The sequence below is a fragment of the Rhizobium sp. ZPR4 genome, assembly GCF_040215725.1.
GTDB classification, from domain to species: Bacteria; Pseudomonadota; Alphaproteobacteria; order Rhizobiales; family Rhizobiaceae; genus Rhizobium; species Rhizobium rhizogenes_D.
The window spans coordinates 3,020,700-3,045,807 of sequence record NZ_CP157967.1 but is presented as its reverse complement, the minus strand read 5'-3'; the positions used below and the strand labels follow the sequence as shown (position 1 = coordinate 3,045,807).

At 61.0% G+C, this 25,108-nt stretch carries 26 protein-coding genes; 15 read left to right on the top strand and 11 right to left on the bottom strand.

What is annotated here, in order from left to right:
• The first annotated feature begins 191 nt into the window (after positions 1–191).
• Positions 192–1,181 carry a hypothetical protein gene (locus tag ABOK31_RS14905; protein ID WP_349956516.1) on the top strand — a complete coding sequence of 330 codons (990 nt, stop codon included), beginning with the start codon at positions 192–194 and terminating at the stop codon, positions 1,179–1,181.
• The gene (locus tag ABOK31_RS14900; protein WP_349956515.1) at positions 1,178–2,194 is read left to right on the top strand and encodes an MBL fold metallo-hydrolase; all 1,017 of its coding nucleotides are present in this window, start codon (positions 1,178–1,180) and stop codon (positions 2,192–2,194) included. Before ABOK31_RS14905 ends, ABOK31_RS14900 begins: the two co-directional genes overlap by 4 nt.
• Before the next feature lie 70 nt (positions 2,195–2,264).
• Here ABOK31_RS14900 and ABOK31_RS14895 read toward each other — a convergent pair whose 3' ends face one another.
• Positions 2,265–2,708, bottom strand: a complete 444-nt coding sequence (locus tag ABOK31_RS14895; RefSeq protein WP_075853825.1) for an SRPBCC family protein — start codon at positions 2,706–2,708, stop codon at positions 2,265–2,267.
• Positions 2,709–2,980: 272 nt separating this feature from the next.
• Here ABOK31_RS14895 and dapF point away from each other — a divergent pair, with 272 nt between their 5' ends.
• The 5 genes from dapF to ABOK31_RS14870 are packed head-to-tail and all read left to right on the top strand — an operon-like array spanning position 2,981 to position 8,032.
• The gene (gene dapF / locus ABOK31_RS14890) at positions 2,981–3,886 is read left to right on the top strand and encodes a diaminopimelate epimerase (protein WP_349956514.1); all 906 of its coding nucleotides are present in this window, start codon (positions 2,981–2,983) and stop codon (positions 3,884–3,886) included.
• Complete coding sequence (gene mtaB / locus ABOK31_RS14885) at positions 3,883–5,157, top strand: tRNA (N(6)-L-threonylcarbamoyladenosine(37)-C(2))-methylthiotransferase MtaB (RefSeq protein WP_349956513.1); 1,275 nt, start codon at positions 3,883–3,885, stop codon at positions 5,155–5,157. The genes dapF and mtaB overlap by 4 nt, the downstream gene beginning before the upstream one ends.
• An 18-nt stretch (positions 5,158–5,175) precedes the next feature.
• Positions 5,176–6,717 carry a signal recognition particle-docking protein FtsY gene (gene ftsY / locus ABOK31_RS14880; protein WP_349956512.1) on the top strand — a complete coding sequence of 514 codons (1,542 nt, stop codon included), beginning with the start codon at positions 5,176–5,178 and terminating at the stop codon, positions 6,715–6,717.
• Positions 6,714–7,445 (top strand): septation protein A, encoded by a 732-nt coding sequence (locus ABOK31_RS14875; protein ID WP_174178124.1) that lies wholly within the window; start codon positions 6,714–6,716, stop codon positions 7,443–7,445. Before ftsY ends, ABOK31_RS14875 begins: the two co-directional genes overlap by 4 nt.
• Positions 7,442–8,032 (top strand): DUF2585 domain-containing protein, encoded by a 591-nt coding sequence (locus ABOK31_RS14870; RefSeq protein ID WP_349956511.1) that lies wholly within the window; start codon positions 7,442–7,444, stop codon positions 8,030–8,032. Before ABOK31_RS14875 ends, ABOK31_RS14870 begins: the two co-directional genes overlap by 4 nt.
• Before the next feature lie 243 nt (positions 8,033–8,275).
• Here the strand turns inward: ABOK31_RS14870 and ABOK31_RS14865 are convergent, their stop codons facing one another.
• The 5 genes from ABOK31_RS14865 to ccmA all read right to left on the bottom strand — a co-directional run bounded on the left by ABOK31_RS14865 (position 8,276) and on the right by ccmA (position 11,669).
• A complete protein-coding gene (locus ABOK31_RS14865; protein ID WP_349956510.1) occupies positions 8,276–8,887 on the bottom strand; it encodes a DsbE family thiol:disulfide interchange protein in 612 nt (203 codons plus the stop codon).
• A complete protein-coding gene (ccmD, locus tag ABOK31_RS14860; RefSeq protein WP_174178119.1) occupies positions 8,884–9,057 on the bottom strand; it encodes a heme exporter protein CcmD in 174 nt (57 codons plus the stop codon). The genes ABOK31_RS14865 and ccmD overlap by 4 nt, the downstream gene beginning before the upstream one ends.
• A 1-nt stretch (position 9,058) precedes the next feature.
• Positions 9,059–9,820 (bottom strand): heme ABC transporter permease, encoded by a 762-nt coding sequence (locus ABOK31_RS14855; protein WP_349956509.1) that lies wholly within the window; start codon positions 9,818–9,820, stop codon positions 9,059–9,061.
• A gap of 180 nt (positions 9,821–10,000) precedes the next feature.
• Positions 10,001–10,660 carry a heme exporter protein CcmB gene (gene ccmB / locus ABOK31_RS14850; RefSeq protein ID WP_349956508.1) on the bottom strand — a complete coding sequence of 220 codons (660 nt, stop codon included), beginning with the start codon at positions 10,658–10,660 and terminating at the stop codon, positions 10,001–10,003.
• Positions 10,661–11,021: 361 nt separating this feature from the next.
• On the bottom strand, positions 11,022–11,669 hold the full coding sequence (gene ccmA, locus ABOK31_RS14845) for a heme ABC exporter ATP-binding protein CcmA (protein WP_349956507.1): 648 nt from the start codon (positions 11,667–11,669) through the stop codon (positions 11,022–11,024).
• A gap of 263 nt (positions 11,670–11,932) precedes the next feature.
• Here ccmA and acnA point away from each other — a divergent pair, with 263 nt between their 5' ends.
• From acnA to ABOK31_RS14830, 3 genes are all read left to right on the top strand, one after another.
• Complete coding sequence (acnA, locus tag ABOK31_RS14840) at positions 11,933–14,623, top strand: aconitate hydratase AcnA (protein WP_174178111.1); 2,691 nt, start codon at positions 11,933–11,935, stop codon at positions 14,621–14,623.
• 258 nt (positions 14,624–14,881) lie between these two features.
• Positions 14,882–15,625: a thioredoxin family protein gene (locus tag ABOK31_RS14835; protein WP_174178108.1), complete on the top strand. Its 744-nt coding sequence runs from the start codon at positions 14,882–14,884 to the stop codon at positions 15,623–15,625.
• A gap of 330 nt (positions 15,626–15,955) precedes the next feature.
• Positions 15,956–16,357, top strand: a complete 402-nt coding sequence (locus ABOK31_RS14830; RefSeq protein ID WP_349956506.1) for a DUF2794 domain-containing protein — start codon at positions 15,956–15,958, stop codon at positions 16,355–16,357.
• Positions 16,358–16,606: 249 nt separating this feature from the next.
• Here ABOK31_RS14830 and ABOK31_RS14825 read toward each other — a convergent pair whose 3' ends face one another.
• From ABOK31_RS14825 to ABOK31_RS14810, 4 genes are all read right to left on the bottom strand, one after another.
• Positions 16,607–17,164 (bottom strand): N-acetyltransferase family protein, encoded by a 558-nt coding sequence (locus ABOK31_RS14825; protein WP_349956505.1) that lies wholly within the window; start codon positions 17,162–17,164, stop codon positions 16,607–16,609.
• Positions 17,165–17,285: 121 nt separating this feature from the next.
• The gene (locus ABOK31_RS14820; protein WP_174178102.1) at positions 17,286–18,026 is read right to left on the bottom strand and encodes a Bax inhibitor-1/YccA family protein; all 741 of its coding nucleotides are present in this window, start codon (positions 18,024–18,026) and stop codon (positions 17,286–17,288) included.
• Positions 18,027–18,221: 195 nt separating this feature from the next.
• Positions 18,222–20,768, bottom strand: coding sequence for an ABC transporter permease (locus ABOK31_RS14815; RefSeq protein ID WP_349956504.1), 2,547 nt, complete (start codon positions 20,766–20,768; stop codon positions 18,222–18,224).
• Entirely contained in the window at positions 20,765–21,475 is a 711-nt protein-coding gene (locus tag ABOK31_RS14810) for an ABC transporter ATP-binding protein (protein ID WP_349956503.1), read from the bottom strand. The genes ABOK31_RS14815 and ABOK31_RS14810 overlap by 4 nt, the downstream gene beginning before the upstream one ends.
• Positions 21,476–21,556: 81 nt before the next feature.
• On the opposite strand from ABOK31_RS14810, the gene ABOK31_RS14805 reads away from it, so the two are divergent.
• Together ABOK31_RS14805 and thpR are read left to right on the top strand one after the other, a co-directional pair.
• Positions 21,557–22,207, top strand: coding sequence for an arylesterase (locus ABOK31_RS14805; protein WP_349956502.1), 651 nt, complete (start codon positions 21,557–21,559; stop codon positions 22,205–22,207).
• Between the two features lie 68 nt (positions 22,208–22,275).
• Positions 22,276–22,872: an RNA 2',3'-cyclic phosphodiesterase gene (thpR, locus tag ABOK31_RS14800; protein WP_174178094.1), complete on the top strand. Its 597-nt coding sequence runs from the start codon at positions 22,276–22,278 to the stop codon at positions 22,870–22,872.
• Here the strand turns inward: thpR and ABOK31_RS14795 are convergent.
• Positions 22,803–23,285, bottom strand: coding sequence for a low molecular weight protein-tyrosine-phosphatase (locus tag ABOK31_RS14795; protein ID WP_349956501.1), 483 nt, complete (start codon positions 23,283–23,285; stop codon positions 22,803–22,805). The two genes, thpR and ABOK31_RS14795, sit on opposite strands and share 70 nt — an antisense overlap.
• Before the next feature lie 139 nt (positions 23,286–23,424).
• Between ABOK31_RS14795 and ABOK31_RS14790 the strand changes: the two genes are divergently transcribed.
• The 3 genes from ABOK31_RS14790 (at position 23,425) to ABOK31_RS14780 (ending at position 25,082) form a co-directional block, all read left to right on the top strand.
• On the top strand, positions 23,425–23,730 hold the full coding sequence (locus ABOK31_RS14790; protein WP_174178090.1) for a 4a-hydroxytetrahydrobiopterin dehydratase: 306 nt from the start codon (positions 23,425–23,427) through the stop codon (positions 23,728–23,730).
• Positions 23,731–23,796: 66 nt separating this feature from the next.
• Positions 23,797–24,186, top strand: a complete 390-nt coding sequence (locus ABOK31_RS14785; protein WP_174178088.1) for a YkvA family protein — start codon at positions 23,797–23,799, stop codon at positions 24,184–24,186.
• A 332-nt stretch (positions 24,187–24,518) separates the two neighbouring features.
• Entirely contained in the window at positions 24,519–25,082 is a 564-nt protein-coding gene (locus ABOK31_RS14780; RefSeq protein ID WP_174178086.1) for an invasion associated locus B family protein, read from the top strand.
• The last annotated feature ends 26 nt before the right edge of the window (positions 25,083–25,108 follow it).

Below are 25,108 nucleotides of genomic sequence, written 5' to 3'. Positions count from 1 at the left end.
TTGTGCTCGTCGCAGATTGCGGGCGATAAACAGGAAAAGGCCGTCAAAGTCAACCCAAAGCGGCCGAAATGCCTGAAATGCGCGCATGAGATCGCCATACCATCGCCATACCAATGTCGATTGACCGTACCATCGTCTTCCAATTGTTGTATCGATCCCGCCATCCAGTGATTCCCCCGAGACCGTTTCGAATGAATGATGCAGCCCTGACCGATCTTCTCGTCGCCTGCCGCGCTTACGCAGGCGGCCGAGTCGACGCGCGCTTCAACGAAGCGGCGCAAGCCTTTTACGCCAGCGCCAAGGCGCAACCGAAGATCGCGGCGCGGGCGGCGCGCGAGCTCAGCCGTCTGCCGCCGCCGGGTGCCGCCGTTCTTGCCAATATGCTTGGAACCATCGTCGAAAAGGGCGGGGCGGTCGAGCGCAGCGGTGCTGCCGTATGGGAGCTCTATCTGGCGTGGCTGCCGCAGATCCATCGCGGCTTTGCCGGCCGCAAGGAGCTGAGCCCGCGGCAAAGGCAGCTGCTCGACGCTTTCCAGCTGCTCGGCCAATCGGCAGTTTCGCATCTTTCCGGCATGCCGCAGGAGCGTGCACTCGCCGCCGGCAACAAGGCGCTGATGGCGCAGCTTGCGGAACTTCAGGATTATACGCCGGGTGCGGCCTGGGTCCGCCAGGTACTCCTGAGCCGCAGCGACGTGCTGCTGGTGCTGCATCTGCCGAGCCGCCAGGGTTTTCGTCTGCGGTATGAGAATATCGTCAACTGCTTTCATCTGTTCACGCTCATCCAGGCGGCTTTCGGCGAGCGGCTGCCCGGCGGTCGTGCGCCCAACAGGTTCATTGTCGATATGGCGCGCTGCGTGACCGTGGCCGAAGAGGGCAATGACGAGCCTTGGTGGCGCTATGAGACGATGCAGCCGGATGAGCCGGGCTTCCACGAGATTTCCGGCGAGGCATCGGTGGAGACGATTGCCCGCATCGATGGCCGGCAGGTCATCCTGCTTTCGGCACCCATCGAAGGTGCGGTGCTGTGGGATACGAGCTTCTTCACGCCGCAGCTTTTCGCCATGCCGGCGAATGTGGTGTTGGAAGAGACATTGACGGCGCAAGAGGCAGAGGAATGGTTCGCGAGGATCGGCCTGCCAGCCGGCGAAGCGACCGGCGCGCAAGGGGCGGAGAAGGCATGACCAGCTCATCCGGCTCGGCCAAGAAGAATCCCTATTATCAAGGCCCGGTTTCCGATCATTTCGACGGCCAACGCTTCTTCAATCCCGGTGGCGTCGAGCCGGGCGGGGCCTTCGATCTCCTGCGCTGGCAGCTCGGCGGCGGGCGGGTGCGCTGGCCCAATCCCGTCATCAGCGCCTTTCCTCCGGCCAAGCCCGACAGACATGTGTTCGGCGAGCAGATGCGGGTAACGATGGTCGGCCATGCCTCTATGCTGGTGCAGATTGCCGGGCTGAACATCCTGACCGATCCGGTCTGGTCGGAGCGGGTCAGCCCCTTCCGATCCCTAGGGCCGAAGCGCGTGGTGCCGCCCGGCATCCGCTTCGAGGACCTGCCGCATATCGACCTCGTGCTGGTGACGCATAATCACTACGACCACCTCGATCTCGCAACGCTTGTCCGCCTGCAGCAGGCGCACCGGCCGAAAATCCTCACGCCGCTCGGCAACGACACGATCATCCGCCGCGCCGTTCCCGACGCCGATATCACCGTGGTCGACTGGGGTGACCGCATCGCTTTCAGGGCTGGGGTGACCATCGATGTCGAGCCCTGCCATCACTGGTCGGCGCGGGGCATGGGCGACCGGCGCATGGCCCTCTGGGCGGCATTCGTGCTGACGACGCCATCGGGCAAGATCTACCATGTCGGCGACACCGGCTTTCACGGAGGCATCAATTATGAAGCGGCCGCCGGCAAGCATGGTGGTTTCCGCCTCGCGATCCTGCCTTTCGGCGCCTACGAGCCTCGCTGGTTCATGAAGGGGCAGCACCAGAATCCGGAAGAAGCGGTGAAGGGCATGAAGCTTTGCAGGGCCGCCTATGTCGCCGGCCATCACTTTGCGACCTTCCAGCTGACGGACGAGGGCATCGATGCGCCCGTTCAGGCGCTGGATACCGCGCTGAAGGCGGAGGGCGTGGAGCCGGATCGCTTTCGTCCGCTCCGGGCAGGGGAAGTTTTTGACGTGCCTGTTGGCTGAATCTGTCGTTCAGGCCGAAAGCCCCTTCTCCCCGGGGGAGAGGGGGCTGAATCTTGAAAGTCTTGACGACTTACTGGTTGATCTCTGGCTCGACGAGCTTTGCGAGATTGATCAGCGATTCCTGCCAGCCAAGATAGCAGGCCTCCGGCGGAATGACATCGGGCACGCCGGCCTGGGTGATGTTGACTTCGGTTCCGACGAGGACCTTCTTCAAGGTCACGGTCACTTCCATTTCGCCCGGTAGGTTCGGGTCGTCGAACTTGTCGGTATAACGCACCAGCTCGCCCGGGATCAGCTCACGGAAATCGCCGCCGAAGGAGTGGCTGGCGCCGGTCGTGAAGTTGCGGAACGACATTCTGAACGTGCCGCCGACGCTCGGCTCCAGATGATGCACGGTGCAGGCAAAGCCGTTCGGCGGCAGCCACTTAGCAAGCGCATCCGCTTCGATGAATGCGCGATAGACCTTTTCCGGGCTGGTGGCCAGGACGCGGTGCAGGCGTATGGTATTCGGCATTGTCAAAATCCTTCTGGTTTGACGGAGTGGACGAGCCTAGGACGTGCTGGGTTCCGGTGATCCGACATGGGGAATGATTTTTTCTCAAAATAGATTGCGTCAAGGCTTCCTGGCGGGATCATATCGAGACATTTAGTTGAAAGACGAGGCTACCGCCTTCGTCGTTCGAGACAAGCCGGCCAAATCTCAATAGCGCCGTCCTTCACGCCCCACTGGTAATTCCCCCGCAATTCCGCCATATACAGCTCGAAAACACGGACGGACATGGCATCATGAGCAATACGGTCGAATTCGCGAGGATGAACGGGCTTGGCAACAAGATCCTGGTCGTCGACATGCGCGGCCGCAAGGATGTGGTGACGCCTGCTGCTGCGATCGCGCTCAATGCCGATCCAGCGACCCAGTTCGACCAGATCATGGCGATCCACGATCCGAAGATTGATGGCACCGACGCCTGGATCGACATCCTGAACTGCGATGGCACGAAGGCGCAGGCCTGCGGCAACGGCACGCGCTGCGTCGTGCAGGCGCTGGCGGCCGAAACCGGCAAAAAGGTGTTCACCTTCCAGACCGTCGCCGGCATCCTGAATGCCAGGGAGCACGAGGACGGCACGATCTCGGTCGATATGGGCACGCCTGTCTTTGCCTGGGACAAGATCCCGCTTGCCGAGGAATTTGCCGATACCAGCCGCATCGAGCTGCAGATCGGGCCGATCGATAATCCCGTCCTGCATTCGCCTTCTGTGATGTCGATGGGCAATCCGCATGCGGTCTTCTGGGTGGACAGAGACCCGATGTCCTTCGATCTCGATCGCTTCGGCCCGCTGCTCGAAAACCATCCGATGTTTCCCGAGCGCGCCAATATCACGCTGGCGCAGGTGCTTTCGCCGACCCTTGTGCGCACCCGTACCTGGGAGCGCGGCGCCGGCCTGACGCTTGCCTGCGGTTCGGCCGCCTGCGCGACTGCCGTCAGTGCCGCCCGCACCGGCCGCACCGGCCGCAAGGTGACGATCGACGTCGCCTCGGCGCCCGCTCCGGGCAAGCTCACCATCGAATGGCTTGAAAGCAACGATCATGTCGTCATGACAGGGCCTGCCGAGTGGGAATGGTCCGGCATGGTCGATCCGGTCACAGGCAGCTTCTCGCGCGATGAAGAGCAGGGGGCTCAGGCGCGGTGAGCGGGGTCGAGGTCATTACCTTCGGCTGCCGTCTCAATACCTATGAATCCGAAGTGATGAGGGCCGAGGCGGAAAAAGCCGGGCTCAACAACGCCATTCTGGTCAATACCTGCGCCGTGACGGGCGAAGCCGTGCGTCAGGCGCGCCAGGCGATCCGCAGGGCGCGCCGCGACAATCCGCATGCGCGCATTATCGTCACAGGCTGCGCGGCACAGACGGAGAAGCAGACTTTTGCTGAAATGCCCGAAGTGGATGCCGTGCTCGGCAATGAGGAGAAGCTGACGAGCGCTTCCTATCGTTCCCTGCCGGATTTCGGCGTTTCGGCGGAAGAGAAGCTGCGCGTCAACGATATCATGAGCGTGCGGGCGACAGCGCCGCAGATGATCCGCCATATCGACGGTCACGTGCGCGCTTTCATTCAGGTGCAGAATGGCTGCGACCATCGCTGCACCTTCTGCATCATCCCTTATGGCCGCGGCAATTCGCGCTCTGTGCCGATGGGCGCTGTCGTCGATCAGGCCCGTAATCTGGTCGAAAGCGGCTATCGCGAGATCGTGCTGACCGGCGTCGATGCCACGAGTTATGGCGCCGATTTGCCGGGAACGCCGACGCTCGGCCTGCTTGCCAAGACGCTGCTGAAGCAGATCCCGGAAATCCGCCGGCTGCGGCTGTCCTCCATCGACAGCATCGAGGCCGATCGGCATCTGATGGATCTCATCGCCGACGAGCCGCGCTTCATGCCGCATCTGCATCTCTCGCTGCAGCATGGCGACGACATGATCCTCAAGCGGATGAAGCGGCGGCATTCGCGCGCCGATGCTTTTCGCTTTATCGAGGACGTGCGTCGCCTGCGCCCCGAGACGAGTTTCGGCGCGGATATGATCGCCGGTTTTCCGACGGAGACGGAGGAGATGTTTGCCAATGCCGTTGGGCTTGCGGAGGAGGCCGGTATCGCGCATCTGCACGTGTTCCCGTATAGCCCGCGCCCCGGCACGCCGGCTGCCCGCATGCCGCAGCTCGATCGCGGACTGATCAAGGAACGCGCCGCCCGCCTGCGCGAGGCTGGACAAAGATTGCACCAGGCTCATCTCAACAAGATGGTTGGCACGCGGCAATGGCTGCTTGTGGAGAATGGCGGGCTGGCGCATACGGAAAACTTCACGCTTGTCGCCGCCCCCGGCCTTCGCCCGCGCGACCTTGTGCAGGTCGCAATCACCGGCCACAATGGCAAGCACCTCGACATGCAACTTCTGGCCGCCGACGCGGCCTAATGCTTCAACGGACATTTCATGGCGCTCGGTTTCATCAAAAAAGTCTTCACCTTCGGCCGTGAAAAGCCGGCCGAGGAGCAGGCGCCTGCAGAGGTTTCGCAGAAGGTTGATGCGCCTGCTGTAGATGTTTCGCCGGCTTCCGAATTTGTCGAGCCCGCGTCGCCCCCCTCTGTCCCTTCGGGACATCTCCCCCACGAGGGGGGAGATCGGTTGGAGGATGCCGCGCCGGCTGAGCAGGAGCATGAGGCTAAAAGCCAGGCGGAGGCTTCCGGCGCGAAAGAGATTGGGGCCGCTGAGACTCCCGATTCTTTTGAATCCGAGTCGCAAGAGCAGCGTGACGACCTTCAGGCACTCGAACCGGAGCAATCTGCCGATACTGAAGCTAGTGTAGTTTCGGAAGAGCACCCCATCGAACCGATCTCCCCCCTTGTGGGGGAGATGTCCGAGAGGACAGAGGGGGGCGAGGAAGCTTCGGCAAACTTGGAACCTTCGTCTGAAAGCACGGAAACCGAAGCACGCTCCAAACCTTCCTCGGAAGTCACCGAAACTCCATCTGCCCCCATCCTCCCCAAGGGTTTCTCCACCGCTGCCTCAACCCCTGCACCAGTTCCAGAAGCCCCAAAGCAAAAACTCTCCTGGTTTCAGCGCCTGCGCGCCGGGCTTGCGCGCACCTCGTCGCAGCTCACCGGCCAGATCGCGGCGCTTTTCACCAAGCGCAAGCTCGACGATCAGACGCTGCAGGATCTGGAAGATCTGCTGATCCAGGCCGATCTCGGCGTCGAAACGGCGATGCGCGTCACCGATACCCTTGCTTCCGAGCGCTACGGCAAGGATGTAACGAGCGAGGATGTCGGTCGCATCATGGCGCAGGAAATCGCCAAGGTGTTGAAGCCGGTCGCAAAGCCCTTGCAGCTCGACCTTAGCCACAAGCCGCATGTCATCCTCGTGGTTGGCGTCAATGGCACCGGCAAGACGACGACGATCGGCAAGCTGGCGGCAAAGCTCTCGGGCGCCGGGCTGAAGGTCATGGTCGCTGCCGGCGATACGTTCCGCGCCGCGGCCATCGAGCAACTGAAGATCTGGGCGGACCGTACCAAGTCGGAATTCATCGGCACCAAGCTCGGCGCGGATGCGGCCGGCCTTGCCTTCGACGCTTTCCAGCAGGCCAAGGCCAACAAGAGCGACGTGCTGATCATCGATACCGCCGGCCGTTTGCAGAACAAGGCGGAGCTGATGGCCGAGCTGGAAAAGATCGTGCGTGTGCTCGGCAAGCTCGATCCGGATGCGCCGCATACCGTGCTGCAGACGCTGGATGCGACCACCGGCCAGAATGCCTTGAACCAGGTGGAAATCTTCCGCAATGTCGCCGGCGTCAACGGGCTGATCATGACAAAGCTTGACGGCACGGCACGCGGCGGCATTCTTGTCGCTATCTCCGCCAAGCATAAGCTGCCGGTCTATTTCATCGGCGTCGGCGAGGGTGTAGACGATCTCGAGCCGTTCGAGGCCGAGGATTTCGCCAATGCCATCGCGGGCACGGGGGCTGGAAACGGCCAATGAACGACAAGAACAAACTCGATGACAAATTTGATGACAGGGAAAGTGCCGCAATGACGACCAGCGACAGCGATCTCACCCCAAGTGCCGCCGACAAGCACCATCCGATGCTGAAGCTGGTGCTGGAACTCGGGCCTTTGCTGGTGTTCTTCTTCGGCAATCTGCGCGGCGACTGGCTGGTGCAGCATTTCCCGCAGCTGGCCGCGCTCGGCGGCCCGCTCTTCGTCGCCACTGGCCTGTTCATGGCTGCAACGGTGATCTCGCTCGTCGTCTCGAAGGTCATGCTCGGCCATCTGCCGCTGATGCCCTTCGTCTCCGGCATCGTGGTGCTGATCTTCGGGGCGCTTGGCATCTACCTGCAAAACGAAACCTTCATCAAGATGAAGCCGACCATCGTCAATGCGCTATTCGGCGTTGCGCTGCTCGGCGGCCTTGCTTTCGGCAAGTCGCTGCTCGGCTACGTTTTCAACGCCGCCTTCCAGCTGGATGCCGAAGGCTGGCGCAAGCTGACGCTGCGCTGGGGCATTTTCTTCTTCGTGCTGGCCGTGCTCAATGAAGTCGTCTGGCGCGGCTCGAACTGGTACTACCTGCCCGACACCAAGGCCGCGGATAATCTCTGGGTGAACTTCAAGGTGTGGGCGACGATGCCGATCACTATTATCTTCACCCTGTCGCAGATGCCGTTGATCATGAAGCACACGATCGAGCCGCCGGCGGAAGGCGGAAAATGAGCGAAACCGTCGACGCGCAAAACCGCTACCGCCAGCAGAGCTTCTGGTTCATCGCCTGCGCCGTCGTTCTGCTCGTGCAGATCGTCGCGGAATATATGATGGGCCGCGTGCCGATCTGCACCTGCGGCTATGTGAAGCTCTTCGAGCCGGTGGTGAAGTCGAGCGGCAATTCGCAGCATATCGCCGACTGGTACACGCCGTCGCACATCATCCACGGTTTCCTCTTCTTCGGCCTCACGCATCTGATCATGCGCGGCAGGCCGCTGTCGATGCGGCTCTTCGTTGCCATGCTGATCGAATCCGGCTGGGAGCTGTTGGAAAATTCTCCGATCATCATCAACCGCTATCGTTCGGCGACGATCTCGCTCGATTATGTCGGCGACAGCATCCTCAATTCGTCGATGGATGCCGTGTTCATGGTGGTCGGCTTCCTGTTTGCCTGGCGCGCCCCGGTGCTGGTGACAGTTGCCATCGCCATCTTCTTCGAGCTGCTCACCGGCTATCTGATCCGCGACAATCTCACGCTCAATGTGCTGATGCTGGTCTGGCCGGTCGATGCGATCAAGATCTGGCAGGGCGGGATCTAACAGAGTTTTGAAGCTGGCCCCGTGGCCACCTCGTGGTTCGAGGCCCCATTGCCTGCGCTATGCTTCGGCAATAGGGCACCTCACCATGAGGTGGAGTGACTTTTGCGCCGATTGGTTGGCAGCTTAGCTGCCTTAGTGAGCTGGGTGATCTTTAGATTGCGCAAGGGAGATCAGCCCTCATGGTGAGGTGTGGAAGCTCCGAACCACGAGGGCGGGTGGTTGCTCTTCGATGAAGCGAGGAGTCTAGGACGCAGGCTTCCCTTGCGCCTTCGCTATGGCCGGATAGAGCCCTTCCTTCAGGCTGGTCGGCGTGAAGGGGCCGACCTGCTTGTAGAGGATCGTGCCGTCAGGCGAGACGAGATAGGATTCCGGGATGCCGTAGACGCCCCAGTCGATGGCGGCGGAGCCGTTGGGGTCGATGCCGATGGCGTTGTAGGGATTGCCGAGTTCGCCGAGGAAGCGCAGTGCGTTCTCGCTCGTGTCCTTGTAATTGATCGCCACGATGTTGAGCTGGCCGCTCTTGGCGAGTTCCTTCAGCACCGGATGCTCGTCGCGGCAGGGAATGCACCAGGAGGCGAAGACGTTGACGAGCGTCAGCTTGTCCTTGATGGCGTCATCGCTCAGCGCCGGCAGGTTGGAGCCTGCAAGCGGCGGCAGGGCGAGCTTCGGCGCCTTGGTGCCGATCAGGGCCGAGGGAATGGCCGAAATGTCAGTGCCGTGTACTTCCTGGTCATACATGACCTTGCCGACGGCAAGGGCGATGCAGGCAAAGACGATGAGCGGGATCAGCGCGAATAGATAACGCGCTGTGGCGCCTGATTTCGGCTGATCCTTATTGTCGGTATCGGCAGTCATTTCGTATCGCTCTCGGGCGGGCGCTGCGAGCGGCGGCGGATGCCGGAGGCTTCCAATGCAGCGAGCTCGCGGCGGCGCAGGCGTCCGTCGATCCAGATCCAGGCGATGATCGCGAGGATTATGAAGGCGGCAAAGCCATAGGAGCCGAAAACGTAGAAGGGATGCGACATGCTATTCCTCCCGGCCTGCCATGCGCGCGGCCATGCGGCGCTGCGTGGCGATGCGGCGGCGCCAGATCTCATTGCGGATCGCCATCAGGTGCAGCGTGAAGAACAGCAGCGTGAAGGCGAGCGCCATGGTGAAAAGCGGCCAGAGGAATTCCGCGTCGATGGCCGGGCCATCCATGCGCATGATGCTTTCCGACTGATGCAGTGTGTTCCACCAGTCCACGGAAAACTTGATGATCGGGATATTGATGAAGCCGACCAGCGTCAGGATCGAGGCGACGCGGGCCGCCTTCGACGGATCGTCCATGGCGCGGTTGAGCGCGATCAGGCCGAGATACATCAAGAAGAGGATGAAGACCGAGGTCAGGCGCGCATCCCAGACCCAATAGGTGCCCCACATCGGCTTGCCCCAGAGGGATCCTGTCACCAGCGCGATTAGCGTAAAGGCGGCGCCGAGCGGGGCTGCCGTCTTGCCGGCGACATCGGCGAGCGGATGGCGCCAGACCAGCGTGCCGATCGCCGACATGCTCATGATCGTATAGCACATCATCGACAGCCAGGCGGCGGGAACGTGGATATACATGATGCGGACGGTGTCGCCCTGCTGGTAATCGCCCTCGGTCGTAAAGGACAGATAGAGGCCGATTGCGAAAAGTATGGCCGAGATGACGGCCAGCCAGGGAATGAGACGCGTCGAAAAAGCCAGAAACCGCGTGGGGTTGGCGAGGTCGGAAAATCGGCTGATCGCAGGGCTGATATCGCTCATGCGGCTTGTTTAACCCGATATGGCTTTTCCGGCAATCGACCGCATTGTCTCAGATGGACGAAACAGTATCTCCGTTAGAGCCTTTCCGCTTTTCTTCGAAACGCGAAAAGACTCTACCCTTTTGTATTCATGCAATTCCGGACAGAAAACTGCTTCCCACTTTTCCCGGAATTGCTCTGATCAATCAGTCGTGTTCCGCAAGGCAAGGGCGGCCGCGGCCGGGCCGAGGACGGCAAAGAATAGAGTTAGCGCGATCAGGATCAGGAATGGCGGCAGGAAGGGCTGAGGCCCTTCGACGGCGGCATAGGTCGCGCTGACGCCGAAGATCAGCACGGGAATGGTCAGCGGCAGCACGAGAATGGAGACCAACAGCCCGCCGCGCGGCAGCGCCACGGCGACGGCGGCACCCACCGCGCCTATGAAGGTGATCGCCGGCGAGCCGACGAGCAGGGTCAGTGCTGTGGCACCGATTGCCGTCTCGTTCATATTCATAAAGAGGCCGAGCAGCGGTGAGGCGATGACGAGGGGCAGGCCGGTTGCCACCCAATGTGCTGTGCATTTGATGAAGACCGTCAGCACCAGCGGTGTTTCCTGCATGACGAGCAGATCGAGCGAACCGTCGTCACGTTCAGCCTGGAACAGCCGGTCGAGGCCGAGGAGGCTTGCAAGCAGCGCGCCGATCCAGACGATGGCTGGGCCGATGCGCGAGAGAAGCTTCAGGTCAGGCCCGACGCCGAAGGGGATGACGGCGACGACGGTGAGGAAGAAGAGGATGCCGATCAGCGCCCCGCCGCCGGCGCGTACCGAAAGTCTGAGGTCGCGGAGGAGGAGGGCGGTCATGGGGTGCGGCTTTCAAAGTGAATCGGGGAATTGCCTTTCGCCTGGCTCCAGGCGCGAGAAGCGTTTGCTTCCCGCCACCCCCCTCTGCCCCTTTGGGGTATCTCCCCCACAAGGGGGGAGGTCGGCAATTCGTTGTGCACTCGAAGCCAAACAAAGCCTTCCTGTATTTGCAGATCATATGGAAATTGCTTGGGGCAGGGTGCTGCCGTCCATGATCTCCCCCCTTGAGGGGGAGATGTCACGATAATGACAGAGGGGGGTAACTCATCGCAAAGCGATGAGCGCTCTGTGAGGAGGCCGTCGCTTACGTTCATGGCAAGAAGAGGGTAGCGAGGGTTCGGTAAATTCCGCATTGTCTGCTTCATCCCCACACCCCCTCACTTACCCCGGCAAACCGCGTCATCCTCATCTCCTGCACCTTCTCCAATCCCAGCGGCTGGTGCGTCGCAGCAAGAACGATGCCGCCGCTCTTCTGATGCGCGGTGATGAGGTCGGCGAAAAGCTGGTCGGCGGAGCTGTCGAGTGCTGCCGTCGGCTCGTCGAGGATCCAGATGGGGCGGTGGGCGACCAAAAGTTTGGCGAAAGCGATTCGCCGCTGCTGGCCGGCGGAGAGGTAGCCGAAGGGCAGGTGGGCGATGCCGGCAAGTCCGACGGCATCGACGGCTTCATCGACATCCAGACCGAAGCCATCAGCCATGTCGCCGAGGAAGGTTTTCCAGAAGGTCAGATTTTCCGCGACTGTCAACTCGGATTTCATCGCATTGCGGTGGCCGAGATAGTGGCTGGCTTCGCCGGCCGGCCGGCCGGATTCGCCATCGTTTCCGGTGAATGTGACACGGCCCTTTTCCGGCCTGAGAAGGCCCGCCACAACGCGCAGAAGCGTCGATTTTCCCGACCCGTTGCGGCCCGTCAGAACGAGGGCGTCGCCACCTGCCAAGTTGAAGGAAACATTCAAGAAAATCAGGTCTTCGCTTCGCCTTGCCGCCAGATTTTCAGCGCTTAGATGCATTCGCTCAGGCTTTCCCTATTGTCTTTGCCGCAGTGCGCAAAAAATTGTCCAAATTTGCATCTTGTCACTCTGGCAAGTCTTTACGAAATTATCTATAAGACCTGCAACCACGCCAGCGGTCGGCGTGAATTTCATCCTTGCGCCGAACTTAAGGTATTTTACCTTACGTGCGGACAGCGGAAATGGCCGTACCCGCATCCTGATGTGCATAAAGTGCATAGGCGTTCGCACGACTGTGTTGGCTATCAGAAACGGGGTATCTCGTGTCTAAATCTCTTGACAGTTTTAATTGTCGTTCCACGCTGACCGTCGGCGGGAAAGACTATGTCTATTTCAGCCTGCCCAAGGCTGAGGCGAATGGTCTTTCCGGCGTTTCCAAGCTGCCTTATTCCATGAAGGTACTTCTGGAAAACCTGCTGCGTTTTGAAGACGGGCAGTCGGTCACCAAGGACCATATCCTTGCCGTCGCCGAATGGCTGACGAACAAGGGCACCGTCGAGAACGAAATCGCCTATCGCCCGGCGCGCGTGCTGATGCAGGACTTCACCGGCGTTCCGGCCGTTGTCGACCTTGCTGCCATGCGCGACGCGATGGTCTCGCTCGGCGGCGATCCGGAAAAGATCAACCCGCTCGTTCCCGTCGACCTCGTCATCGACCACTCGGTCATCGTCGACGAATTCGGCACGCCGCAGGCTTTTGCCAAGAACGTCGAGCTGGAATACCAGCGCAACGGCGAGCGCTACCGCTTCCTGAAGTGGGGCCAGCAGGCATTCAAGAACTTCCGCGTCGTTCCCCCCGGCACCGGCATCTGTCATCAGGTGAACCTCGAATATCTCGGCCAGACCGTCTGGACGAAGGAAGAAGACGGCGAAACGATCGCTTATCCCGACACCTGCGTCGGCACCGATTCGCACACGACGATGATCAACGGTCTCGGCGTTCTCGGCTGGGGCGTCGGCGGCATCGAGGCTGAAGCCGCGATGCTCGGCCAGCCGGTCTCCATGCTGCTGCCTGAGGTCATCGGCTTCAAGCTGACCGGCAAGCTCAAGGAAGGCGTCACCGCGACCGACCTCGTGCTGACCGTCGTGCAGATGCTGCGCAAGAAGGGCGTTGTTTCCAAGTTCGTCGAATTCTTCGGCCCCGGCCTCGACAACATGCCGCTCGCCGACCGCGCCACCATCGGCAACATGGGTCCGGAATATGGCGCGACCTGCGGCTTCTTCCCGGTCGACAAGGAAACGCTGCACTACCTCAACATGTCCGGTCGCACCAAGGACCGTATCGCGCTCGTCGAAGCCTATTCCAAGGCTCAAGGGATGTGGCGCGACAATGACGGTTCCGACCTCGTCTTCACCGACACGCTGGAACTCGACCTCGGCGACGTCGTGCCGTCGATGGCTGGTCCGAAGCGTCCGGAAGGCCGTATCGCGCTGGAAAACATCGCTTCCGGCTTCGCCACCTCGCTGGAAACCGAATACAAGAAGCCCGGCCAGCTCTCCAACCGCTATGCGGTCGAAGGCACGGATTTCGATATCGGCCATGGCGACGTTGCCATTGCTGCCATCACCTCCTGCACCAACACCTCCAACCCCTCGGTGCTGATCGCTGCCGGCCTTCTCGCCCGCAACGCCGTTGCCAAGGGCCTGAAGACCAAGCCGTGGGTCAAGACATCGCTGGCACCGGGAAGCCAAGTCGTCGGCGAATACCTCGCCAAGTCCGGCCTGCAGGCCGACCTCGACAAGCTCGGCTTCAACCTGGTCGGCTTCGGCTGCACCACCTGCATCGGCAACTCCGGCCCGCTGCCGGCGCCGATCTCCAAGACGATCAACGACAAGGGCCTGATCGTATCGGGCGTGCTCTCGGGCAATCGCAACTTCGAAGGCCGTATTTCGCCTGACGTCCAGGCAAACTACCTGGCTTCGCCGCCGCTCGTCGTCGCTTACGCGCTCGCCGGCTCGGTGCAGCTCGACCTGACGAAGGAGCCGATCGGCGAGGACCAGAACGGCAAGCCGGTCTACCTCAAGGACATCTGGCCGACCTCGCATGAGGTTCAGGAGTTCATCCAGAAGTACGTCACGCGCGAGCTCTACGAGAGCAAGTATGCCGACGTCTTCAAGGGCGACGCCAACTGGCAGGCCGTGCAGGTTCCTCCGGGCCAGACCTATGCCTGGGACGACAACTCGACCTACGTGCAGAACCCGCCTTACTTCGTGGGTATGGGCAAGAAGGGCGCCGGCGTTTCCGACATCAAGGGCGCTCGCGTTCTCGGCCTCTTCGGCGACAAGATCACCACCGACCACATTTCGCCGGCCGGTTCGATCAAGGCTGCCTCGCCGGCCGGTTCCTACCTCATCGGCCATGGCGTCGGCGTTGCCGACTTCAACCAGTACGGCACGCGCCGCGGCAATCATGAAGTCATGATGCGCGGCACCTTTGCCAACATCCGCATCCGCAATCACATGCTCGGCCCGAATGGCAAGGAAGGTGGCTACACCATCCACTATCCGTCCAAGGAAGAGACGTCGATCTACGATGCGGCCATGCAGTACAAGGCCGAGGGCGTTCCGCTCGTCATCTTCGCAGGTGTCGAATACGGCAACGGCTCGTCGCGCGACTGGGCTGCCAAGGGCACGAACCTGCTCGGCGTGCGCGCCGTGATCGCCCAGTCCTTCGAGCGTATTCACCGCTCGAACCTGGTCGGCATGGGCGTCATCCCCTTTGTCTTCGAAGAGGGCACCACCTGGGCAAGCCTCGGCTTGAAGGGTGACGAGCTCGTGACGATCGAAGGCCTGGCTGATATCAAGCCGCGCGAGCGCAAGATCGCCAAGGTCACCTACGGCGACGGCACGGTTCGCGATATCCCGATCATCTGCCGTATCGATACGCTGGATGAGGTCGTCTACGTCAACAATGGCGGCATCCTGCAGACTGTTCTGCGCGATCTCGCTGCCTGATAGGTTTTTAACGCCATTCCTGGAGGCCGCCGGAAAACTCTTCCGGCGGCCTCTTGTTTTTCACGGTGATGTGTACGGCAGGCCCTCAGGCTCACCACGGCCTCACCCCTTCGTGACTTTGCGTCATCGCACTAAACTATTATCTCTTGTTTCAGGTTTTTCAGGCTTGATGTGAGCATGGTCGCTCAACAAGGATGAGTGTTTCGGAGCCTGTGTGGGCAGAAGGCTCGCGGGATTTGATGCAGAGGTAAGATAGAAATGCGCCTTCGATTTTCGGTTTCACTTCTGGCAGGCATTGCGCTCGCAAGTTCGCTGCATGCGCAGGAAGCCACGAAGATCAAGGGCGTGGTCGAACTCTTCACCTCGCAGGGCTGCGCCTCCTGTCCCCCGGCCGATGCGGCATTCCGCAAGCTGATCCGCCAGGGCAATGTGGTGGCGCTCGCCTATCATGTCGACTATTGGAATTATCTCGGCTGGAACGATACCATGGCGTCCAAGGACAATACGGCGCGCCAGTATGCCTATGCCCGGACGATGGGCCGCAGCGGGGTCTATACGCCGCAGGCGATCGTCAATGGCAGGGACCATATGAACGGAGCCGATCTCAATGCCATCAACGTCAAGCTCGATGACTTTCAACGCCTTGGCGAAGGGCTGACGGTTCCGGTGAATGCCGCCATGAAGGGCGACGAGCTCGAGATCAAGATCGGCGCCGGACAGGGCAAGGCCAATGTCGTTGCCGTCTATTTCGACAAGGAGCAGATGGTGGCCCCGAAGGGTGGGGAAAACACCGGCCAGCAGATCGCCTACATGCACGCGGTGTCCGATGTCGAGACCGTCGGCATGTGGGACGGCAAGGCCATGAGCCTCGTGCTGCCCTCCACCGTGCTCGATAAGGCTGGCCGCAGAGGTCTTGCGATTCTCCTGCAATCGTCGACGCCTTCGGGCGATCCCGCCGCCATTCTCGGGGCGACGGTTCTGACGGTCGGTTCTGACGGCTGAACGGCTTTTCCAGCTTTGCTGGGAGTTATCCATTTGGCTTTGGTCGAAAAGGCTCTCTATTCTGGCTGGCGCCAAAAAGGGGAGGTGCCCGGCGAGGACGCATTCGGGGCTGGGGTTTAATCGATGCGCCCCGGCCGGGCCGTTTGACGCGGCGGCGTCAAACGGCCCTCTATACTTCCTGTAAATTGGGCGTCGTTTTGGCTGAAATGCGGCACTGACGAGGTGCTTTGAGACCCGGGAAAGAAATTGTGAGCCGTCAGCCGTCTTGCAATTTGATGCGGCTGAGGCAAACTGTCATTCTCCTGTCATGAGATAGCCCCTGGGGGATTGATGACTGATCAGCCGGATTTGCGACACGGCGAAAGCCGCTCCACCGATACCAGTTCCTCCGTCGTCGTCGATCTCAGGGAATACAAACAGAGCAAGGACCCGCTGCCGGTGACCTTCCATCGCCGGGAGCTGGATGCGATTCTCTGGATCTATGGCCGCATGGTCGGCGAGGGCGAGTGGCGTGACTACGCGATCGACCATTTGAAGGAGAAGGCGGTTTTCTCCGTCTTCAAGCGCTCCGGCGAGATGCCGCTCTTCCGCATCGAAAAGAATCCGAAACTTGCGGCCAAGCAGGGCGCCTTTTCCGTCGTGAACACCAACGGCATGATCCTGAAGCGCGGCCACGATCTGCAGCAGGTGCTGAAGGTTTTCGACAAGCAGCTGAAGCTGGTGGAGAAATAATTCTTCTCAACTGGGATGAGGATGGTGAGGCACCCCCCTCTGTCCCTATCGGGACATCTCCCCACAAGGGGGAGATCGTTGGGAGTGCGCCGAACTTTCCCTGTGAAACAATAGGCTGTACTTTCTGCGGCCGCGATGTTGGTTTGAGCCGGAAGGTTGCCGCAAGCTACCAATCTCCCTCCTTGTGGGGGAGATGTCGCGGTAGCGACAGAGGGGGGTATCAGAGGCGCGGCATGCGCGAAACTCGCTTTAGCCCCCAAACAACGTCCCCGGATAGACCGACGGGTCCGGATCGGTGCCGTTTCCTTCGCCCAGCGCCTTCTGCATCAGCATGGTATCCAGCCAGCGGCCATGCTTGTAGCCGGTGCCCTTCAAGAGCCCGACTTCGGTAAAGCCCGCGGCCCGATGCACGGCGACGGAGGCCGGATGGGCGCCGCCGATGACGGCGATCATCTGGCGGAAGCCGAGTGTCTGACAGCTTTCGACGAGTGCATCGAGCAGCAGCCTGCCGATGCCGCGACCGCGGGCCTCCGGCGCTAGATAGATCGAGTCCTCCACCATCCAGCGATAGGCTGGCCGCGTGCGGAACGAGGAGGCATAGGCATAGCCGAGAAAGGTGCCGGCATCGTCTTCGGCGACCAGATAGGGATAGGCCTTTTCCTGGATCGCCAGGAAGCGGGCGGCCATCTCCTCCTGGCTTGGCGGCGTGATCTCGTAGCTTGCCGTACCGTTGAGGACGGAGTCGCGATAGATTGCCGTGATGTGGGAAAGGTCGTCTCTGGTAGCGCTGCGGAGGCTGACGGACATCTGCTTCTTGTTGCCTGACTTGCTGGATGTGACGGCAGCTATCAAATCGCAGGGCCTGCGGCCAGGCAAATAAAAAAGGCGGCCGAAGCCGCCTTTCCATTTCTTAATTCATGCTGCGCGATTAACGGCGATTGCCCATGAATTGCAGCAGGAACATGAACAGGTTGATGAAGTCGAGGTAGAGCGAAAGGGCGCCCATGATCGCCTTGCGGCCGGCGACCGTCGCATCGTCGGCGGTATAGTACATTTCCTTGATCCGCTGCGTGTCGTAGGCGGTGAGGCCTGCGAAGATCAGGACGCCGATCACGGAGATCGCGAACTGCAGGGCGGACGAAGCCAGGAAGATGTTGACCAGCGAAGCGATGATCAGGCCGAAGAGACCCATCATCAGGAACGAGCCCATCGCCGAGAGGTCACGCTTCGTCGTGTAGCCGAACAGCGACAGCGCGCCGAAGGAGGCGGCGGTCACGAAGAAGGTCTGCACGACGCTCTGGCCGGTGTAGATGATGAAGATCGATGACAGCGACAGGCCCACCAGCGCGGCGTAGACCCAGAAGGTCGTCGTCGCGGCGGCCACGCTCATGCGGTTAATCCTGAAGCTCAGGAAGAAAACCATTGCCAGCGGGGCAAGGATGACCACCCACTTCAGCGGGCTCAGATAGATCGCCTGGCCGAAGGCCGTGATCTGTCCGTTTGCGAAAGCGAGCGAGAAGGAGAGATAGGCGGCAACACCCGTGATCGCCAGACCCAGCGCCATCAGGTTATAGACCTTGAGCATGTAGGCTCGAAGGCCTTCGTCTATCATCGCACCGGATTGCGCACCGCTCTGCGCCCGGTTTTGGTAATTGCGAAAGTCAGCCATGTTTTCCTCTTTCAAGCTCCGATGTGAGTACGGTGTCGGGTCTTTGAAGGCCCAGGCGCCGCTGCGGAGCTCAGCATGCCTGCACAGAATATGAGGCTTTCGGGCCTCATAGACAAGGGTCTAGCGATCGGCCCCATGTTAAATCGGCGTAATATCGTACCGATTCATCGCGTTCGGTTAATGCGCAAAGACGAATCAGAGTTCGCGCAGAACGGGCGCTGCTTTCTGCCCGAGAATCCGCCAAGTGCCGATCAGCCCGATCCCAACTGTCAAAATAAGGGCGATGACAAGCGTGGAGAAGGCGACATCGGGCAGGAAGGCGGAAGGCAGGTGCATGATGCGGCTGACGATATACCAGGCGGACGCGGCGCCGGCGATCAGTGCGAATACGGCGGTTGCGGCACCCAAAATCAGATATTCGTAGCTGAAGGCGCGGATCAACGTCGCCCGCGTCGCGCCGAGCGTCTTGAGGATGACCGCGTCATGCGTGCGGGCGCGGTTGCCGGCTGCAAGCGCGCCGGCCAGCACCAGAACAGAGGCGATCAGCGCCACCGACGCGGCGGAGCGGATGGCTGTTGCCAGCTGTCCGACAAGCGTGTTGACGACATCGAGCGCATCCTTGACGCGGACGCTTGTTATGGTCGGGTAGGTATTGGTGACTTTCCGGAGGATCGCAGCTTCCTGCTCCGAGGTGGCGGATGTGTCGGTCAGCGTTGCGAGCCAGGCATGCGGTGCACCCTTGAAGGTATTGGGCGAGAAGATCATCACGAAATTGATCGACAGCGACTGCCATTGAACCTTGCGGAAGCTGGCGATCCTGGCGGTGACGTTGCGGCCGAGCACGTTGACGGTGACCTTGTCGCCGAGCTTCAGGCCGAGCGCCTTGCCTTCCTCTTCGGAGAAGGAGACCAGCGGCTCGCCGCTATAATCCTTGTCCCACCATTTGCCCTCCGTGACCGAGGCGTTTTCCGGGATGGTTTCGGCATAGGTGATGCCGCGATCGCCGCGCAAGACCCATTGGCCTGCCGCCGGCACCTTCATCTTGGTGACATCCTCGCCGTTGAAGGCAACGATCCGGCCGCGAAGCATCGGTGCCTCGACGAGCTTGCCCTTGGGGTCGATGTCGAGGACGATCTTGCGGAAGCCTTCCAGCTCCGGCCCCTGAATATCGACGAAGAAGAAGTTCGGCGCCTGCTCGCTCATGCGGCCCATCAGCTCGCGGCGCATGTTGCCGTCGATCAGCGTCAGCGTTACCAGCAGCGCCAGGCCGAGGCCGAGCGACAGCACGACGGATGAGGTCAGCGCACCCGGCCGGTGGATGTTGCCGATCGCCAGGCGAAGAGCGGGCGAGCGCACGCGCGGGCTACGGCGGGCAAGCCAGGAGAGCAGCGCGGCAACGACACGCAGTATGACGAAAGCCCCGGCGATCGACACGACGAAGACGACCGCGATGAAGCGGTCATAGGCGGTGACGATCGCCAGAGCCGCAAGTGCTGCCATCAGCACGCCTGCCGCCAGCAGATAGGGCCAGCTGGGCAGGCGGCGCGCCTCGAAGCCCTGCTCGCGGAACAGCGCCGTTGCCGGCACTTCGCGGGCATGGCCGAGTGGCGGAATGGCAAAGGCCAGCGTCGTCAGAAGGCCGAAGAGCGCAGCCAGCGTCAGCGCGCCGGGATAGAGCCGCGGCGCGGTGGAAATCGGCAGGAATTCCGCCATGAATTGTGAAGCGATCATCGGTGCGATGGCGCCGAGTACGAGGCCGACGATGATGCCCGCGAGCGCGATGACGGCGATCTGGATCAGATAGATCAGCACGACGACGAAAGCCGGCGCGCCCAGGCATTTGAAGGTGGCGATGGTCGTGCGCTTGGAATCGAGGAAGGCGCGCACGGCATTGGCAACGCCGACGCCGCCGACGATCAGGGCGGCCAATCCCACCAGCGTCAGGAACTGCGAGAAGCGGGTGACATTGTCGGCAAGCTGCGGCGCGGCGCGGTCGCTGCTGCGGATAGACCAGCCTGCCTGCGGGAAAGCGGCATTGGCGCGGTCGCCGATGTTGCGCAGGCCGGCGGCCGGATCATCCATGCGAATTCGATAGGCCTGCTCGACCAGGCTGCCGGTCGCAATCAGGCCGGAGGCGGTCAGAGCATCCCGGCTGGTGAGCAGGCGTGGCGCAAAGCCGAAGCCTTCGGAGACGGCATCCGGCTCAGTGGTGATGGTGCCGGTAATGCGCAGTTTGGCGTTGCCCAGCAGCAGATCGCTGCCAACCTTCAGGTTCAGGCGTTCAAGCAGCAAGGGCGCGACGACCGCACCATAGGTGCCGTCCTTGACGGCCAGCAGGGTCGAGAGCGGTTCATTCGGGTCGGCCTCGAAGGTGCCGTAGAGCGGATAGGCGTCATCGACCGCCTTGACCTCGACCAGTGCCTGATCGGAGCCATCGGGCAGGCGGGACATGGAGCGCAGATTGGTGGAGCGAGACAGCTTGCCGAGGCCCTGAAGATAGGCCAGCTCCTCCGGCGTCGCCTCGCGATTGCGCAGCTCGAAGCGAACGTCGCCTGACAGCAATGACTGTCCCTGCGTCGAGATCGCGTCGGTGATCGAGCGGGAAACGGAATTGACGGCGGCGATCGCGCCGGTGCCGAGTGCGATGCAGGCGAGGAAGATGTAGAAGCCGCCAAGGCCGCCGCGCAACTCGCGCAGGGCAAGGCGGAAGGCGAGCGGCAGGCGCAATGTCGCCGCGCTCATGCAATCGCCGCCTGGCTGGTGCGGGTGCGGGCGCTGTCGTTCTCGATCTCGCCGGAGCGGACGCGGATCTGGCGTGAGCAGCGGGCGGCAAGGGCGGGATCGTGGGTGACGAGCAGCATGGTCGTGCCGCGCTCGGCCTGCTGGGCAAAGAGCAGGTCGGCGATCTGCCGGCCGGTATCGGTGTCGAGGTTGCCCGTGGGTTCGTCGGCGATCAGAACGGCCGGTGAGGGCGCCAGTGCGCGGGCGATCGCCACGCGCTGCTGCTCGCCGCCGGAGAGCTGCCCGGGATAGTGATTGAGCCTTTCGCCAAGTCCCACCGCTTCCAGCTCACGCCGCGCGATGTCGAAGGCATCGCGGACATTGGCAAGCTCCAGCGGCACGGCGACGTTTTCCAGCGCTGTCATATTGGCGATCAGGTGGAAGGACTGGAAGACGATGCCGATGTTGCGGCCGCGGAAATCGGCAATGCGATCTTCGCTCAGGCTGTGCAGCGGCGTGTCGCGGATCAGAAGTTCGCCGCTGTCGAGCTTTTCGAGGCCGGCCAGCACCATCAGCAGCGTGGACTTGCCGGAGCCGGACGGGCCGACGATACCGACGGCCTCACCCTCTATGACGGTGAGATCGATGCCCTTCAGCACATGGACCGATGCGGCGGCGTTGCCGAGCGTCAAATCCGCCTTCTTCAGCTCAATGATGGTTTTTGCCAATGCGAACGCCCTATATATCAGAGAACATCAGAGACAATGGCGGGCGCGACTGGCCCGAGCAGCGAATTTAGGGAATGGATCATGGGATTTAAAGTTGCTGCGCTTCAATTCGCTGTCATCACTTTCGGTCTTTTGTTTGGCGCGGTTCATGCTGCCGATGCGCGGACGATCCAGCTGGTCGGCTTCGGCGACAGCCTGATGGCGGGCTATCAGCTGTCGCCCGGCGATGGCTTTCCCGCCAAGCTTGAGGCGGCGCTGAAGGCCAAGGGGCTCGATATCGCCGTCGCCGATGCTGGCGTTTCCGGCGATACGACCTCGGGCGGTCTCTCGCGCATCGACTGGTCGGTGCCAGATGGCACGGATGGCGTGATCCTGGAACTTGGCGCCAACGACGCGCTGCGCGGCATTCCGCCGGAACAGACGGAAAAGAACCTGGAGACGATGATCGAGCGGTTGAAGGACAGAAAGATCTCGATCCTTCTCGTCGGTATGCTGGCGCCGCCGAACATGGGTGCCGACTATGCCGATAAATTCAACCCGATCTACAAGCGTCTGGCCGACAAGTACCAGCTCGCGCTCTATCCATTCTTCCTCGACGGTGTTGCAACACATGCGGATTTGCAGCTCTCGGACGGGATGCATCCTAACCCCAAGGGGGTCGATGTCATGGTCGAGCATATGTTGCCTGATGTTATGAGTTTTGTAGGGATGATTGACGCAGGTGCGAAATAGATGCTTGCACCGACTGCAAATGCGTGATTCCCTACCTATACCTGCAAGAGATTCGGGGAGTGCTCGTCATGCCGAGACTTTTTACCGCCCTCGAAATTCCGCGCAATGCGGCCATGAGCCTGTCATTGTTGCGCGGTGGTCTCCCGGGAGCCAGGTGGATCGACGTTGAAAATTATCACATTACCTTGCGCTTCATCGGCGATGTCGATGGCCGCACGGCGGATGAGATCGTCGACCGTCTGGACCGGATAGATCGACCTGAATTCCAGCTTCGGCTGGAGGGCATCGGTTCCTTCGGCTCCAAGAAACCGCATTCGGTTTGGGCCGGGGTCTCGCAGACGCCTGATATGTTCGCCCTGCAGGGCGAGATCGAGCGCATCTGCCAGCGCATCGGTCTGCAGCCGGATCCCCGCAAGTTCACGCCACATGTCACGCTTGCCAGGTTGAAGTCCTCGCGGGTCGACGACGTCGTGCACTATCTCTCCGGTCGCGGCAATTTCTACACTCAGCCGTTCACGGTCGGGCGCTTCGTGCTTCTGTCATCCCGCGAATCGGTCGGTGGCGGTCCTTATCTCACCGAAGAGATATTCCCGCTTCACGAACCCCGCGGCACCTTCCCGGCCTTGGGTAACAGCGCGCTGCAGCCTGCCAAGAGCATGGTATAGACAGCTTCGAAATCCTCGCGGTCTCCGTAATAGGGGTCGGGGATGTCTTTGTTGCTTCCGAGCGCTAGGGTATTGAAGAGATGCAGCTTGCCGAGGGCATCGGCGGGTGCTGCCTTGCGCAAGTTCTTCAAATTGTCTTGATCCATTGCCAGGATCAGATCGAACCTGCCAAAATCGGCGGGTTCTATGCGCCGGGCACGCTGGCCCGAAATATCGATCCCATGACCGGCCGCGACCGCGATCGAGCGGCGATCCGGGCGTTCTCCCTGATGCCAGCCGCCGGTGCCGGCCGAATCGATTTCGAATTCGTCGGCACGGCCCGCCTCGCCCGCCAGATGCCTGAATATGCCCTCGGCGACGGGCGACCGGCAGATATTGCCGGCGCAGACGAAAAGAACCCTGTGACGATCCATGCTATCGTTTCACCGCTAGAGAGTAATTCCAGGAAAAGTGCAAAGCGGTTTTCTGTTCGGAATTGCGTGAGAATAACAAAGTAGAGCGGTTCGGAGATTCCGTGAAGAGTTGAACCGCGCTCGAGAGGAGTGACTTGCCATGAAATACGAAAAGCTGGACCGTGCGGCAATCGATGAAAATCTTGCGGAGCTTGCCGGCTGGGCGCTTGCGGCCGACGGGCTTTCGATTTCGAAGACCTTCAAGTTCCGCAACTTCGTCGAAGCTTTCGGCTTCATGACGGAAGCTGCCCTTGCCGCCGAAAAATTCAACCATCATCCGGAATGGTTCAACGTCTATTCCCGTGTCGAGGTGAAGCTGACGACGCATGATGCCGGCGGCCTGACCGACCATGACGTCAAGCTCGCCAAGGCGATGGAAAAGGCGGCTGCCCGCCGGATCGATTGAATCGCCAGGAGCGATCACCATATGTTTACACGGCCCGGGCGCCGGGCCTTGCTAGAGGTGAATGGAATGGATGACATCAAGTACGGGGAAATCCTGATGCCTGGTGACGAAGAGACCCAAAAAGAGCAGGAGAAATCGGTGCGCAGAAAATTCTGGCCGACCTTGCGGAAGGCGGCTCGCCATATCCCGTTCTCGCGTGACGTCGTTGCTGCCTTCTATTGCGCGCTCGACCCGCAGACGCCGACCCGCGTTCGCGGCATATTGCTGGCCGCACTCGGCTATTTCGTCATGCCCATCGACATCATTCCCGATTTTTTTGCCGTCATCGGCTATTCGGATGACGTCGCGGTGCTGACGCTCGCCTTCAGCATGATCCGGGGCCATATCCGGCAGGAGCATTATGACGCAGCTGACCGGGCTTTGGAGAACGAGCCAGAGACCTTGAAGACGGCATAACGCCCATTTCGGAGGCTGATCTGAATCCTCTCGGCTTTCCAGAGATTTATGAGGCCTCCCTGATTTTAGCGAGGTCAAATTCTTGCCTGAATCTTTCTGTCTTAAATCGAATCCGTTGGGTGGTACTCAACCATCCGGGTTTTCCAATTCCTTCTGGTGCCTTTCAAGCTTAGTGCGATACCTGGGTTGAAATGGCACGGAGCCAGTGGCGGGCAGCGCTCCGTTGACGGTTTGGTAACCTGAATAAAGTCAAAATAAGGCAGCTCACGAGCATAGGCGTGCGTCAATCGAATCGCCATGAGCTCTGGACCGCAAGAAATCGGCAGGAAACCATGTTTGTAAAAAGCTTCGCAATCGCCCTCTCGCTCGTTCTGGCCGGAACCGGCATCGCGTCCGCGCAGACCAAGAAGCAGAAGCAGACGCAGCAGGCACCGGCCGCAGCAGCGGCGGCGCCGGCAGCTCCCACGCGCATTCAGCAGTTCGACGCCTGGGGCGCGTATTCTTACCAGTCCGCTGGCGGCAAGGTATGTTACGTTCTTTCCGTGCCGACGGCCAAGGCGCCGACGACGGGCATCGACCACGGCGACAATTTCTTCATCGTGTCGCAGCGTCCGGGCCAGAACATCTCCTACGAGCCGCAGGCGATGATGGGCTATCCCCTCAAGGACAACTCCAAGGTCAACGTCGTCATCGACAACAAGACCTTCGTGATGTTCACCAAGGACAAGGCCGCATGGGTCGAGAATGCCGCGCAGGAGCCGGCGCTGGTCGCCGCGCTGAAATCGGGCCATTCGCTGAAGGTTTCGGCAACTTCGAAGAAGGGCACCGCCACCTCCTACACCTATTCGCTGAAGGGTGTCAGCGCTGCGCTGAAGCAGATCGAAAACTGCAAATAAGATCGAGGGCCGAGGGATCACGGTAA